Annotated in this window: 14 protein-coding genes; 1 reads left to right on the top strand and 13 read right to left on the bottom strand. The window is 45.6% G+C overall.

Going from position 1 to position 13,246, the window contains the following annotated elements:
- Positions 1-13: 13 nt before the first annotated feature.
- The 4 genes from ACUYLD_RS09255 to ACUYLD_RS09240 all read right to left on the bottom strand — a co-directional run bounded on the left by ACUYLD_RS09255 (position 14) and on the right by ACUYLD_RS09240 (position 3,253).
- Entirely contained in the window at positions 14-715 is a 702-nt protein-coding gene (locus ACUYLD_RS09255) for a FadR/GntR family transcriptional regulator (protein ID WP_061828291.1), read from the bottom strand.
- A 154-nt stretch (positions 716-869) separates the two neighbouring features.
- A complete protein-coding gene (locus ACUYLD_RS09250) occupies positions 870-1,889 on the bottom strand; it encodes an aldose 1-epimerase (protein ID WP_061828290.1) in 1,020 nt (339 codons plus the stop codon).
- A gap of 137 nt (positions 1,890-2,026) precedes the next feature.
- Entirely contained in the window at positions 2,027-2,830 is an 804-nt protein-coding gene (locus ACUYLD_RS09245) for an MBL fold metallo-hydrolase (RefSeq protein WP_446674848.1), read from the bottom strand.
- A gap of 126 nt (positions 2,831-2,956) precedes the next feature.
- Complete coding sequence (locus ACUYLD_RS09240) at positions 2,957-3,253, bottom strand: hypothetical protein (protein ID WP_061828288.1); 297 nt, start codon at positions 3,251-3,253, stop codon at positions 2,957-2,959.
- A gap of 162 nt (positions 3,254-3,415) precedes the next feature.
- On the opposite strand from ACUYLD_RS09240, the gene ACUYLD_RS09235 reads away from it, so the two are divergent.
- Positions 3,416-4,648, top strand: a complete 1,233-nt coding sequence (locus tag ACUYLD_RS09235; RefSeq protein WP_446674847.1) for an aminopeptidase — start codon at positions 3,416-3,418, stop codon at positions 4,646-4,648.
- 316 nt (positions 4,649-4,964) lie between these two features.
- Here ACUYLD_RS09235 and ACUYLD_RS09230 read toward each other — a convergent pair whose 3' ends face one another.
- From ACUYLD_RS09230 to ACUYLD_RS09190, 9 genes are all read right to left on the bottom strand, one after another.
- Positions 4,965-6,083, bottom strand: coding sequence for a glycerol dehydrogenase (locus ACUYLD_RS09230; RefSeq protein WP_446674846.1), 1,119 nt, complete (start codon positions 6,081-6,083; stop codon positions 4,965-4,967).
- A gap of 36 nt (positions 6,084-6,119) precedes the next feature.
- Positions 6,120-7,127: a biotin synthase BioB gene (gene bioB, locus ACUYLD_RS09225; protein WP_061828285.1), complete on the bottom strand. Its 1,008-nt coding sequence runs from the start codon at positions 7,125-7,127 to the stop codon at positions 6,120-6,122.
- A 211-nt stretch (positions 7,128-7,338) separates the two neighbouring features.
- A complete protein-coding gene (locus tag ACUYLD_RS09220; RefSeq protein ID WP_254325702.1) occupies positions 7,339-8,640 on the bottom strand; it encodes a hemolysin family protein in 1,302 nt (433 codons plus the stop codon).
- Positions 8,641-9,028: 388 nt separating this feature from the next.
- Entirely contained in the window at positions 9,029-9,490 is a 462-nt protein-coding gene (gerQ, locus tag ACUYLD_RS09215; protein WP_235309726.1) for a spore coat protein GerQ, read from the bottom strand.
- A 56-nt stretch (positions 9,491-9,546) separates the two neighbouring features.
- Positions 9,547-9,969, bottom strand: a complete 423-nt coding sequence (locus tag ACUYLD_RS09210) for a cell wall hydrolase (protein WP_061828283.1) — start codon at positions 9,967-9,969, stop codon at positions 9,547-9,549.
- Between the two features lie 120 nt (positions 9,970-10,089).
- A complete protein-coding gene (locus ACUYLD_RS09205) occupies positions 10,090-10,839 on the bottom strand; it encodes an SDR family NAD(P)-dependent oxidoreductase (RefSeq protein ID WP_446674845.1) in 750 nt (249 codons plus the stop codon).
- Between the two features lie 135 nt (positions 10,840-10,974).
- Positions 10,975-11,370: a DUF2500 domain-containing protein gene (locus ACUYLD_RS09200; protein WP_013371386.1), complete on the bottom strand. Its 396-nt coding sequence runs from the start codon at positions 11,368-11,370 to the stop codon at positions 10,975-10,977.
- A gap of 189 nt (positions 11,371-11,559) precedes the next feature.
- A complete protein-coding gene (locus ACUYLD_RS09195) occupies positions 11,560-11,742 on the bottom strand; it encodes a hypothetical protein (RefSeq protein ID WP_061828281.1) in 183 nt (60 codons plus the stop codon).
- A gap of 153 nt (positions 11,743-11,895) precedes the next feature.
- Positions 11,896-13,146 (bottom strand): WD40/YVTN/BNR-like repeat-containing protein, encoded by a 1,251-nt coding sequence (locus ACUYLD_RS09190; RefSeq protein WP_209942436.1) that lies wholly within the window; start codon positions 13,144-13,146, stop codon positions 11,896-11,898.
- Positions 13,147-13,246 lie beyond the last annotated feature (100 nt).

The following is a 13,246-nucleotide window of genomic DNA, read 5'->3' as shown; positions in this document are numbered from 1 at the left end:
AAGGATAAAAAAATTATGAACTTCCCATATGCTTTTGCAGCTCCAGCTTGGTGCCGTCCAAATGTTGAATGCTATAAAGTTCGGCAGCCTTGCCATCCTGATCCCGGATTGCTTCATATATTTTTTCATGCTGCAGAGTAAAATGATTTTGCATCGCTGGATCGGTAATGAGATTGTTCAATGCCTTGCGAATGGCCTCTACAAAGCTGCCATATACGTCTGTAAGCACCTTATTGCGTGTAGCTCCGGCAACAGCCAAGTGAAAAGTGATATCCGCATCTAGGTATCCAGTCAAATCTCCAGCGGCCAAAGTTGCAGCACGACGGTCCAACGCCGCACGCATTAAGCGTAAATCCTCGTCATTACGACGTAATGCAGCCAATCTGGCAATCTCTAGTTCCAACACACTCCGCACTTCATAAACCTCAATAATTTCAGCACGGCTTAGACGGTAATCCAATGGCTCTTGAGAAGTCGTCGGTTGGCAGACAAAAGTTCCGTGTCCTTGCTTTTTCTCTAATAGACCGGCATGCACCAGAACGCTAACCGCTTCACGTACTGTAGATCGCCCGACTCCGAATAGCTTCATGAGCTCAGGCTCGGTTGGAATCTTAGTGCCCACATTCCATTCACCAGCAGCAATTTTTCGTTGCAGCTGTTCAGCCACTTCATCGGCGATTTGCTTGCGTTTGACGGCTTGAAAAGGAAAATTCATCTGATCATCTCCTGTTTCGTATCATACTACGACTGCTTGTCATTCTGCAACCTTTTTCGTCCTCCTTCCCCATTGGTCCTTACCTATGCTTATATACCCAAATAAAGCCTGCACCGTTGGACACGATACAGGCCTATAAGGATAAATTTAAATGTTAGGATTTCGATTTATTAGGTGTAATACAATACAAACGGCTGGTTGCTTCAAAAATATGGCCTGGAGCCAGTGCAATCAATCCGATCTCCTCTGCTGGCAGGTCCGGACGATTCGGTGCATTGATCATGTTCATTTGCGGCTCAGGACAGATGAATTCCTTGTTCGCTTTGTTATTCCAGATCATCCAATGCTTATAAGCTGTGCCTACATCGTATACGAGGGTAGCACCTGTCTTACTGTGTGTCAGTTCCATGTAGTTGCGTCCATTTTGCGGAGCTGCCGTGTAATGATTATCCATAGAGGCAAAATAAGGACTAACTCCCGTCGTCTTCAGCAGTTCCTCTTCCGGAGATAAAGGCTGGAACTGACCTGTGGCCAACAACCGTTCCGTCAGCTCACGACGCTCACCGATTGTGACCTTAATCTTGTAATCCTCAGGCGAGCTATCGGGTACGAACGGAACGCGAATCGCTGTGTGAAAGGCAAATAAGTTGGGGATCGGTTGATCGCCCTCGTTATGGATCACATAACGCTGATGCAGGCCAAATTCGTCCAGGCTGTAGGTTAACTTCATGCTAAAAGTGAAGGGTAAATAGCGGAACATCGGATGTCCTTCCCTTACATGCTGATTCATTACCACATAGCTACCTTGCTCCCCGGAACCGTAGTCCTCAACCTCCCACCGCACAGTGTGTAAAAAGCCGTGCAGATGGTTGTGGGTCGCCTCTTCATTTATCGGCAGCTCATATGTAACACCATTCCACAGGAATTTTCCATCCTCATACCGATTCGGAGGGAACAGGAAAGGAATTCCGTAAACGGACGGGCTTTGCTTAAAAGCCTCTATGCTCTCAGCATCTGGCTCACGCAAAAAAGAATATCCCGTTTCATTGTCACGAAAAGAAATCAGATTTGCGCCGTTTCCCGGCAGGGCAACTGCTTCATATCGTCCAAATTTAAGACGAATCGCCGGTATTCCATAATAAAGATCACCAATTGCAGCATGTTGTTGTGTCATCAAAAAATCCTCCTTGATGAAATGACGATGTTTAATGAAAGCGTTTAGCTTTTGGCTTGACTATACCATGCTGAGCAAAAAAATTCCACGTCCACACAAAAAACGATGCCCCGCAAGGCATCGTCCTTCACACATCACTACACATAACGTCCCTGTTTGGGTACAGCCATGTGCTCAAAATCTCCCGCCAGTCGCTCCAGCTGATCTGTCAGCTCAGCACCATGCATGTAATGACCATGTCCTGTGACTGCAATCTCAGGCTTTAACTCGGCCAGCATTTCCACCGAACGCTGCGCAGCTTGCCAATCTGTTGTAAAATACGCAGGAGGCCCATGTATTTCTTTTTCCTGTAAAATAACGGCCAGTGCCGATTCCTGTTTCACCGTAATAAAAGCGTCACCGGCCACCATTAACCTTCTTCGCTCATGAAAAAGCGATACATGACCAGGTGTATGTCCTGGCGTATGCAGCCACTTCCAACCAGGGGCACCAGGGACACTGCCATCTTGGGGCAGTGATGTGATGCGATCATCGAGATCTATAGCATCATTGGGGTACAAGAAGGAAATGCCCGACATTAAACCTCCCCCTACACTAGGATCAGGTTTTTGATAATCCTTCATTCCCGTCAAATAAGGTAATTCCAAAGGATGAGCATAAACAGGTGTACCCCAATGCTGTACCAACTCAATAACCGAACCTACATGATCAAAATGACCATGTGTAAGCACAATAGCGATCGGAGGGCCAGTAAACCGTTCCTCTGCCAGGCGTATAATCGAGTCTGTAAATCCTGTCATCCCCGTATCCACCAGCACCCAGGAACGGCTTCCCGGCTCCCCAATAAAACACATATTTACAAACAGCGTCCGTAAGCTCAGGAGATCGGGAGCAGCCTCTTCATTTGCCGTCATTCCTTCGGTGAACAGATGATTTGCCAAAGCTTCACCCTCCTATTCACATGGAATTTCTTGTTAATATCGACCTTTAGGCTTCCCCCATGTCAGCAGATTATGCGGACACTGCTAAATATAATCCGCTTGTCACGAAAATAGACCATGTTTACATTACTCGGGTAATTTGCTCCATGCCGTATCTAGCAAATAGTCGAACAAATCATCGTTCTCCTCAATCCAGCTATCCATTTGCAGCATCTCTTCCTCCACCCGTGGCTCTCCCGCAAAATGGAGACTGTAATCCCACTCCTTTCCCCTTTTGCTGTGGAATGTGATTTCATATACAGAACTCTGTCCCTCTACTTTAAATACCACTTGGCCCAGATAAGCACCATTCTCATCTTTTGTCATTTGTGCCTGTTGAATATGTACTTCTTTCACTTCCTGAGGTGAATTTTGCTCTGTCATTCATCTATCCGCCCTTTCATTTTCACTAAATAGTACCAAAACTGATTTGTGAACCTTTTCGTTACATTGTACAATATATAAGCTATGTGTGGAATTTGCAAAAAAACTGTGCAAGTTACCCAAGCCTTGTTTAAGGCTTTTCGTGAAATGGAGGAAAGTTACATGTCAGATTTTCAACAAAAATTGCAAAAATATGCCGAGTTAGCCGTTCGGGTCGGCGCCAATGTCCATCCTGGGCAGACACTCATCGTTCATGCACCAATTTTGTCCGCCGAACTCGTGAGACTTATCGTCAAATCAGCGTATACTGCCGGAGCCAAGTTGGTTACAGTAAAATGGAGTGATGAGACTATTACTCGATTACAGTATGAACTAGCTCCTGATGAAACTTTTAATATTGCTCCCAAATGGTACGCTGCCGAAATGACTGAAGAGGTCGAAAATGGCGCAGCTGTACTGCATGTCATTGCAGAAAATCCGGATTTGCTTCAGGGAATTCCGTCCAGCCGAATTACTGTTGCCCAGCGTGTGCGGTCACATGAATTACGTCAATATCGAGAGTATCAAATGGCCGACAAATTCAGTTGGTCTCTGATTGCTTATCCTTCAGCAGAGTGGGCTGCCAAAGTATTCCCTGATCTGCCAGCTTCAGAGCAAATGGATAAACTGTGGGATGCCATTTTCAGCACCGTGCGTGTGGATCTGGATAACCCTGTGGAGGCGTGGAAAGAGCATTTGAAAACCCTTTCCAGCAAAGCTGATATTTTAAATGCCAAACGCTATAAAAAGCTGCATTATCTGGCTCCAGGCACAGACCTCACCATCGAATTGGCAAAAGATCATCTGTGGGTAGCAGCCGAAAGCGTCAACCAACAGGGACATACTTTTGTAGCCAATATGCCTACCGAGGAAGTGTTTACAGCTCCGCTCAAAACGGGAGTGAACGGTAAGGTCAGCAGCACCAAGCCACTTAGCTACAGCGGAAATATCATCGACAACTTTTCATTGACTTTTGAAAATGGACGTATTGTCGATGTACAGGCAGAAACCGGTTTGGAAACTCTTCAGCATCTCGTAGAAATGGATGAAGGTTCACACTATCTAGGGGAGGTTGCTCTCGTACCTCACAAGTCACCTATCTCTGATAAAAATATTTTATTTTATAATACGTTGTTTGATGAAAATGCCTCTAACCACTTGGCCATCGGTAATGCTTATGCATTTAACCTTAAAGGCGGCAAGGATATGACTCAAGAGCAGTTGGCTGCCAACGGCCTGAATTCCAGCCTGACTCACGTCGACTTTATGATCGGTTCAGCTGAAATGGACATTAACGGCGTTACCGAGGACGGTACTGAGGAACCTATCTTCCGTAAAGGAAATTGGGCGATCTAACACGGCAAAAAAGGCTCCCACCGCTTTATGCGTGAGAGCCTTCTTGCTTCTTCCTATAGGCTATGTTAGATCTATTTTACAACGTGTTAACCAAGAATTCGCTGCAACTCCAAAAACAATTTGTATCACGCTGATGATGTAAAGACAATAAGACAATTTACAACTCTTCGATTGGTGGTTTGATGCATGGATAAAGATGATTTCACGTAAAACATGCTGCCCAAGATATACACCTTTATAACATAAGTTTCAAGTTAAAAAATGGAAAAAAGGTCGCTGATCAGCGACCTTTGAATCTACTTTATTTCGTATGAAGTTAGCTTTTATGTCCAATTTTTTCCTTGTAGGCAAGTGAATATTGGTCAGCCGCTAAAATCGCATCAAGCACATCATCCGCTGTGACAGCAAATGGTAGATTGTGAGCAGTTTCGCCTTCTTTGGTAGCAGCCTGGGCTACCCTGTACAAATCCTCTCGGGAAGCTTCCTGTAGCTTAATGTCTTCGAGCGTGACAGGCAGATCGAGTTTTAGATAAAAGTCAATATACCGCTCCACCTCGGACAAAGGTCTTTTTTCCAAAGCAAGCTGGACTAAGGTGCCAAAAGCTACCTTCTGACCATGTGTCAGGTGATGAATATCCCCTTCCAGAACGGTAAAACCATTGTGAATCGCATGTGCGCCTGCCAAACCGCCGCTTTCAAAGCCCAAACCGCTTAGCAACGTATTGGCTTCGACTACGGCTTCAAGCGCAGGTGTGACGACTTTGCGTTTCACGGATTCATAAGCCTGCAGACCGTAATCGAAAAGAACTTCCTCACACTTGGACGCAATGGCTTCTGCCGCCAAGGTTGGCAAACCACCAGCCATTGTCGTTGCGCGAGCTTCAATGACCGCACGGACCTCAATCCACGTTGCCATGGCATCTGCAATGCCTGAGGAGAGGAACAAGGGCGGCGCTTGAGAAATGACTTTCGTGTCCACCAGGATCAGGCTTGGATTTTTACTGAAAAAGGTATACGTATCAAATGCACCCTCATCGGTGTACAAAACAGATAGTGCACTAGTAGGGGCATCTGTAGAAGCAGTCGTTGGAATAATCACAACTGAGGAACCGAGTAGTTCATTAACGGCTTTGGCCGTATCCAGCGTTTTACCACCACCTACACCAATGACAATATCGACCTGGGCGCTTCGTCCCTGATCCGCAATACGGTTGACTTCATTTTTCGATGCTTCCCCTTGAAACTCAATTTTAACCGCCGTAATATCAGCCTGTTCCAGACTTTTTACTACGCGGTCGGCTGCAATCTCCCAAACGAGTTTGTCCGCAATAACCAAGGCAGTATGACCTAATGGCTTAACATACTCACCTGTTTTATCAATCACATTTTTCCCTTGCACATATTTACCGGGACTAATAAATACTTTTTCGCTCATCGTTTAACTCTCCCTTCCAAGTTTGTACAATTTCTATTATACGGTTGAAAGGGCACACATCTCAATTTCGAAACCAAGATCTTCAATCATTTGATGATCAAATGTGACCTCTTGGCCTTCTGTCGTTAAATAATCTCCTACAAAAATTGAATTCGCTGCATACAGGCATAGCGGTTGTAACGAGCGTAAATTCAACTCTCTTCCACCTGCAACGCGTATTTCTTTGGATGGACAGATGAAGCGGAACAGTGCCAGCACCTTCAAAGCTTGGATAGGTGATATTCGCTTTGCTCCTTCCAACGGGGTTCCAGGGACTGGATTCAAAAAGTTAACCGGAATAGAGTCAGCATCTAACTCCCGTAAGGCATAAGCCATTTGTACGATTTCCTCATTCGTTTCCCCCATCCCGATAATAACGCCAGAGCATGGAGACATTCCGTGAGATTGAGCCATTTTCACAGTTTCGACGCGTTGATCGTATGTATGTGTGGTTGTAATCGAAGGATAGTTGGCCTTGCTTGTATTTAAATTATGATTGTATCGATGTACCCCAGCCTCTGCCAACCGCCGTGCCTGATCTCCCTTGAGAATCCCTAAGCAGGCGCAAATTTTGAGCGGCATCGTGCGATTAATTTCTTGTACTGCCTCAATCACCTGATCCAGCTCTCGATCTGTTGGACCTTTGCCGGAAGCTACGATGCAATACGTCCCTGCTCTCCGCGCTACTGCTTCCCTAGCTCCAGCCAACAGTGATTCCTTGTCCAGCATACTGTACTTGCTCACAGGCGCCGTGGATACGATAGATTGTGAGCAATAACCGCAATCCTCCGGGCACAGGCCACTTTTGGCATTGATGATCATGTTGAGCTTTACTTTTTTTTCATAAAAGTGATGTCGCACCTGAAATGCAGCTTGCATAATCGGTAATAATTCCTCATCGTCGGCTTCCAGTACCTCCATACCTTCTTCCAGCGATATACGGCTGCCTTGGATCGCTTTTTCAGCCAACAAGCCCCAATCTATAACCTCGTTTAGTAAATTCATACTTCTTGCCTCCCAAAATTTAATGATCATGTAAATGGATAAGATTTTCAACGTAGAGGAAGTTCCTTTTTTATTGTCAACCCAAGAGATTATGTTTAGGTTGACAATAACACGAACATCATATCAATTCATGTCCTTTCTGTAAAGGAGGCAAATTAAAAAGCGACCCCACATCGTTCAAGGTCGCTCTCAAGATTTATTCCGTATTCCGTTATGAGACTCCTGCTTCTTCCAAGATAATAGGCTGTTTTATCAGCCGAATACGTGAAATCCGCTTGTTTTCAACTTCTTCTACCGTGAACATACATCCCTCAAACACTACAGTCTGGCCAGGCTGTGGAGGAATAACCTCGACATGTGAGTATAGCCAGCCCCCTACCGTATCATAATCCTCATGATCAAGATCCAGTCCAAAGCGATCGTTCACTTCATCAATTAATAACATGCCGTCAATGGAAAATTCCTCGTCATTAATCTGCTCACAACTCGGACGTTCCTGATCGAACTCATCCTGAATTTCACCAACGATTTCTTCCATAATATCTTCCAGTGTTACCATACCCGATGTACCGCCATATTCATCAATCAAAATTGCGATTTGCGTCTTGCTACGCTGCATGCGTTTGAGCAGATCACTAATTTGCGTAGATTCCGGGACAGCAAGAATCGGTCGAATCATCGTACGGGTATCCAGTGTGTTCGCCCGTAGAAGGTCCTTAATATGGATAAAGCCGATAATATGGTCCTTATCTTCGGCGCAGATTGGATAACGGGTTCTCATGCTTTCCGTCGCAATCGCGAGATTTTCTTCTGTGGACTCATTACTGTATAAGCAGATCATCTCAGTTCGCGGAATCATGATTTCCCTGGCGGTCGTGTCGGTAAAATCAAATATATTATCAACAAGCGCCAATTCCGTATTATCAATTAGTCCGCTCTTATTGCTTTCTTTCATCAGAATGCGTATTTCATCTCCGGTATGCGCGGAATCGTCATTTTCAGATACCGGCTCCAGACGGAATAAACGCAGCAGGCTGTTCGCCATTCCATTTAACGCCCATATGAATGGATACATCAACTTGTAAAACCAAGTCATCAGCATGGCTGAATACAGCGTAATGGTCTCAGATTTACGAATAGCTATCGTTTTGGGCGCCAATTCACCCAACACAATATGCAGAATCGTAATAACAATAAATGCAATAACCACGGCAGTACCGTGCACGTATACCGCTCCTAATCCAGCGGCTGTAAATACAGGTTCGATCAAATGTGCGATGGCCGGCTCTCCGATCCATCCTAGTCCCAACGATGCTAGTGTAATACCCAACTGGCAGGCAGACAAATAAGCATCCAAGTTGTGTAACATATTGGCGGCGTACACGGCCTTTTTATTGCCCGCTTCCACCAATGTTTCAATACGGCTGCCTCTGACCTTCACCATGGCAAATTCCGCAGATACAAAAAAACCATTCAATAGTACTAATGCAAAAACAATAAATAAGTTAAACATACTCGGTAAAGGGTCACTCAATATGCTCCCCATCAGCCGTCATTACAGCAGACAGGCGCACCTCCTTCGGATAGTTTCATCATAGACAGAACGATAACACATCATAAGCAGCGTCAACTTCCCAACACATTCACTCCCTCCGGCTTCTAAAGCCATATTCCGCATAAATGATTAGATCATTCATCAGCTTATATTTAATTATATAACTATACTCTATACAGTCAAACCACAAGCAATGTCAGAAAAAACAGCTCCCCTATCATTTAGGTCATAAAGCTCTCGTTTTCGCCGCTTACCACTAAGAAAGCTACTATATTTGAGAAAGATTATAAACAAAATACATCCCCTGCCGTCTGGCAGAGGATGTAGACTCATATATATGAAGGCATCAGCGAACCGGGGATGCACCCGGATTCCCGATGACGCCGGGATATTGGTACAACAATGGCTCATCAAACGTTGCATAGTCCAGGTTTAGCATCAGTAGAATGGTCCGTTTGCCTGTCGCCGGATCACTAATAATAATGTGATCCCGACCTGCTGCTTCCAGAATGCCTTTGAATATTTTCGCATTCCATTCCCGGTTATTTTCATAGGTCATATAAAAGGTTCCCGTTTTGCCTAAGTTCAAGCGTAAAATATTTTCGATGTATGATTGCTCGTATTGCGGAGTCTGAACCTGCACTACAGTACCCGTTGGTGTCATAGGGCTGCCACTACTTACTTGAGGTGGAAAGCCAGTCATAGGCTGCGGCTGCATGGTTCCCATTGGAGCCATCCCTCTTGGCCATTCGGGATATCCGTTGCCGGAAGCATAAGATACGGGACGGTAAGCTTGCTGTGAAATCATGTAAATTCCTCCTAAAATGGTTTTAATTTAATTCTTCAAGCCATTCTGTAAAGTGTCTAATATACATTAGGACAATCCTGTACAGACGGGCTAAAAAAGCAGTGGGCTTTAAAACGTCCGGTATTGGTCTGGTCATACCAAGTGCCCGGACAGTTTCCTGCTGGTCTAAAAAACCATAATGCATTGGATGCCGGATGTAGCTTTTCTCCATTGATTACACGCTGGGCAAGTCGAATGTCCCGATCACGGGCTTTCTGATAAAAATACCCCTTCTGAGTGGCTTCAAAACCTCCGGGGCTTTGAAACACCATGTCATTCATAAGACGTATCCCCCGGAAATCTAGGCAATTGGATAAAATTCGGTTCACACCGACATTGCCAACCATGAGCATACCCATCTCGCCTTCACCTTCAGCCTCAGCCCGCATCAGCCGGGCGAGGGTCCTTACATCTTCTGAGTTGGTCTTGATTACAGCCACCGCGTCCCCTCCTCGCTTCTCCATCACATACCCTATCGTATGGTACAAATGCCCAATGGGTGACAGTCCAGAAAAATAAAAAAATAGCCCCAAGACTGGGACTACTCATTCAGGCTTTTATTATGGCTCATAAATCATTTTACGCGTCATGCCACCATCTACTACCAGATTCGTGCCTGTTACAAAATCATTGCCGGGTTGTGTCAAATACAGACAAGCCCGTGCGATGTCCTTAGGGGTTCCTACTCGCCCAGACGGATGCTGTTGATGGTCTTCTGCACGCAGTTGCTCATAATCCCCGGTTTCAATCCACCCTGGACTGATGCAATTGACCTGAATCCGGTCCTTTCCTAGCGATATGGCCATCGCGTGTGTAAGGGCCACAATGGCTCCTTTGGATGCCGCGTAGGCTTCTGTATCCGGCTCTGACATGAAAGCTCGTGTAGAGGTCATATTGACCACGGAGCCACCTTCTGCGTTTCGTTTCATCACCTTAGCCGCTTCCCTAGTAGCAATAAAACAGCTGCGTACGTTTGTATTCAGAATGTCATCCCATTCTGCTATCGTTAACTCATAAGGAGATTTCCATTTGGACACGCCAGCGTTGTTAATTAGCGTATGAATCGTACCGTATTCTTCTTCCGTGGCACGGATTAGCGCTACAATATCTTCTTCCTTCCGCACATCACAAGGAATAAAAATAGCCTGATAGCCCTCGTTCCGGGCCGCTGCAGCGGCTGCGGCCCCCTCCTCCTCATTGTGGTCCGCAAATACAACATGGGCACCCTGAGTAGCGTAGGCAAAAGCGACCTCTCTCCCGATGCCGTGCGCCGCTCCTGTTACAATAACAACTTGTCCCTCAAATGACACAAATCATTCCTCCTCTGAACTACACTGTTCTAGTATATATGTACCAAAATGTGCTGTACAAGAAACATCTACAGCCCTCTACCCTGGCATCTCGCAGAAGGCTGTAATGAATCCAAAAAATAGCTAGACTGAATTCTACATTTTAACCTGTTCCAAGCTATAGCGATTAAGACGCTGAAACCCGATATACCTTGTACCCTGAAAAGTAAGCCGTCCCTCATCCCCTTCAGCGCATTGACCATATTCTTCCCCAGATACCTTAAACTCCATCCGGTCGCCACTTTCCACCTCGAAGGTTACGTAATAGAAAGTATAGGTACGAGTCCCTTGTTCCTCCTGCCGCCTCTGTTGGAGATGTGTCCTTCTGGCTGTAATTCGGGAACCGACCGTCAATACAGGCTGCCTTTTATTCCGACTCCATTCCATGACTTCCCTGCCTGCAGACAACACGACAATACCCAACACGACAACGAAAAATACGGGCAGTACCGTGCCCAGCCAATCGAACATCCATAATGACTCAAAACCCATGCACCGCACTCCTCTCCGCCAGGCATTTCACAGGGAAACTACCGGGCATCCTGACCTGACCTAAGCTTTCTATAACAGTATATGTATGTTCTTGCCCAAATTTGATAGCAACCCTTAAGAACGCCAAGAGCCCCCACGGAATTATCCGGGAGGGCTCAAGATATGGCGATATCAGAATGATGCATCGATTTACACATGTACAAGCTGGAGATAACGTTGTGTTTCATCCAGAACTTCATGATTTTCGTCTTCAGCGTAACGCTCTGCACACTGCTTGCAGTCCTCTTCAGTCGTGCAACCATAGGCATCCTGGCAAGTATAACAAAATTGAAGGTAGTATTGGGTTAACATATGATCCTGATTCGCTCTCATGATTATCACTCCTATCGTTGTTTACAGGTTTAGTATAACAGCGGCTTATTTGTTAGTTTGTGATTTTTTTCACATATAGTCGTATAAAATTTAAATTTTTTAAAAATAAAACGCCCTGGGAAAAATACCCCTGGGCAATCACCTTTATAGCGATTATAAAATTCTCCAGTTCGCACCGCCGTCCGTCGTTTTCAGCAGCAGTGACTTTTTGTCATCAAGGCGTTCCAAAAGAAGCCAACCCACCGAAGAAGAAGCGAAACGGAGCTTAACCGATCGTGGGTAGTCTTTTAGCTTCAAAGGTAGCACTTTGTTGCCTGTGAGACTTGTCCACGTCTTCCCCCCATCCATTGTACGGCTCATTCCAGTCTCGGTTATGATCCACCCTTCCTTTTCATTTAGAAACGTACGGCCAGGGATAATAGAATTAATGTTGCTACTCAGACCCAAAGGCACACCGTTCCATTGTGTCCCTGTATCGTTTGTAAACAGTCCGTTATATTTTATGGCCTTATCCCCATAGCAAAGAACCGGAATCCAGTACGAGGCACTGCTCCCTTTCAGAGACTGCTGGGCTTCTGCTTTGGCCTGAGGGCAGCCCTGTATTCTGTTAGCTACCGGAGTCCAGGTTTTCCCTTGATTCAAAGTCTTGTACAACTTAACACTGTTATCCAGATTGATCGCTACAAACCCCTGATTGTTGGAAGAAAAGCTCATCCCCGCCAGGCTGCCCCGATCGGGTAAACCTGAGCCTGATTTGTTGGATGTCATACCCGAACTTTGCGCAACTTTATTCCATGTGGCTCCCCCGTCAGTGGTGTGATACAACAGTTTTTGTTGATCCTGCTCATTCAGATTTACATATGCCATGATCCAGCCAGTAGTTGGATTTACATATTGAATCGAGCTCACATGGTCCCCGCTTGGAAGCGCTGAAACATCCCAGCTCTGTCCTCCATCTGCTGTTCTCAGAATGACGGTTGCTGTTTTGTCCAAATTTTGACGGACAACCCAACCGTGACGAGAATCAGTGAAACTGATGTCCTTTCCATATTCAAGCTTGTCTTGAAATTGGACGTTTTCGGAGGGGGAAATATTATTCCATGTCTTTCCGCCATCATGAGTATCATAAAGCCGGAGCTCATTATGGGTAACCCCCCAAACTAACCCTTTATTGTTATCAATTAAATGAAAATCCGCTATTCGCGTCTGTACTACATATTTGGCGTTGGGATCGCCCACCTTTGGAGTCACTGGTGGATTAATTGTAATTGTCTGACCCTGGTCATCAGGTTCCTCAATCGGAGGTTTAGTTAACGTATCTGGGGCTTCAGCAGAACAGGCAGTCAGTAGAATGCCCGTCAGCAGCAGTACTCCCCCCAAGAGCGCACGCCAGCGCAGTTTCATATAAAATCCTCCCTCGATGGCATGCTGTAATCACGTGCCAAAAGCTTATCTGAAACAGAATTATACCATAAACGACTCTATGTGACACTTTTCGCGCAAT

The organism is Paenibacillus sp. SER-28 (assembly GCF_052906305.1).
Note: the sequence above shows the minus strand (reverse complement) of the source record. Positions and strands in the feature narration are given on the sequence as shown.

What these genes read in the sequence shown, in the direction of transcription:
- ACUYLD_RS09255 (WP_061828291.1), bottom strand. Translation starts at nt 715, where the DNA reads ATGAATTTTCCTTTTCAAGCCGTCAAACGCAAGCAAATCGCCGATGAA.
- ACUYLD_RS09250 (WP_061828290.1), bottom strand. Translation starts at nt 1,889, where the DNA reads ATGACACAACAACATGCTGCAATTGGTGATCTTTATTATGGAATACCG.
- ACUYLD_RS09240 (WP_061828288.1), bottom strand. Translation starts at nt 3,253, where the DNA reads ATGACAGAGCAAAATTCACCTCAGGAAGTGAAAGAAGTACATATTCAA.
- ACUYLD_RS09235 (WP_446674847.1), top strand. Translation starts at nt 3,416, where the DNA reads ATGTCAGATTTTCAACAAAAATTGCAAAAATATGCCGAGTTAGCCGTT.
- ACUYLD_RS09230 (WP_446674846.1), bottom strand. Translation starts at nt 6,083, where the DNA reads ATGAGCGAAAAAGTATTTATTAGTCCCGGTAAATATGTGCAAGGGAAA.
- bioB (WP_061828285.1), bottom strand. Translation starts at nt 7,127, where the DNA reads ATGAATTTACTAAACGAGGTTATAGATTGGGGCTTGTTGGCTGAAAAA.
- ACUYLD_RS09220 (WP_254325702.1), bottom strand. Translation starts at nt 8,640, where the DNA reads ATGTTTAACTTATTTATTGTTTTTGCATTAGTACTATTGAATGGTTTT.
- gerQ (WP_235309726.1), bottom strand. Translation starts at nt 9,490, where the DNA reads ATGATTTCACAGCAAGCTTACCGTCCCGTATCTTATGCTTCCGGCAAC.
- ACUYLD_RS09200 (WP_013371386.1), bottom strand. Translation starts at nt 11,370, where the DNA reads ATGGGTTTTGAGTCATTATGGATGTTCGATTGGCTGGGCACGGTACTG.
- ACUYLD_RS09195 (WP_061828281.1), bottom strand. Translation starts at nt 11,742, where the DNA reads ATGAGAGCGAATCAGGATCATATGTTAACCCAATACTACCTTCAATTT.
- ACUYLD_RS09190 (WP_209942436.1), bottom strand. Translation starts at nt 13,146, where the DNA reads ATGAAACTGCGCTGGCGTGCGCTCTTGGGGGGAGTACTGCTGCTGACG.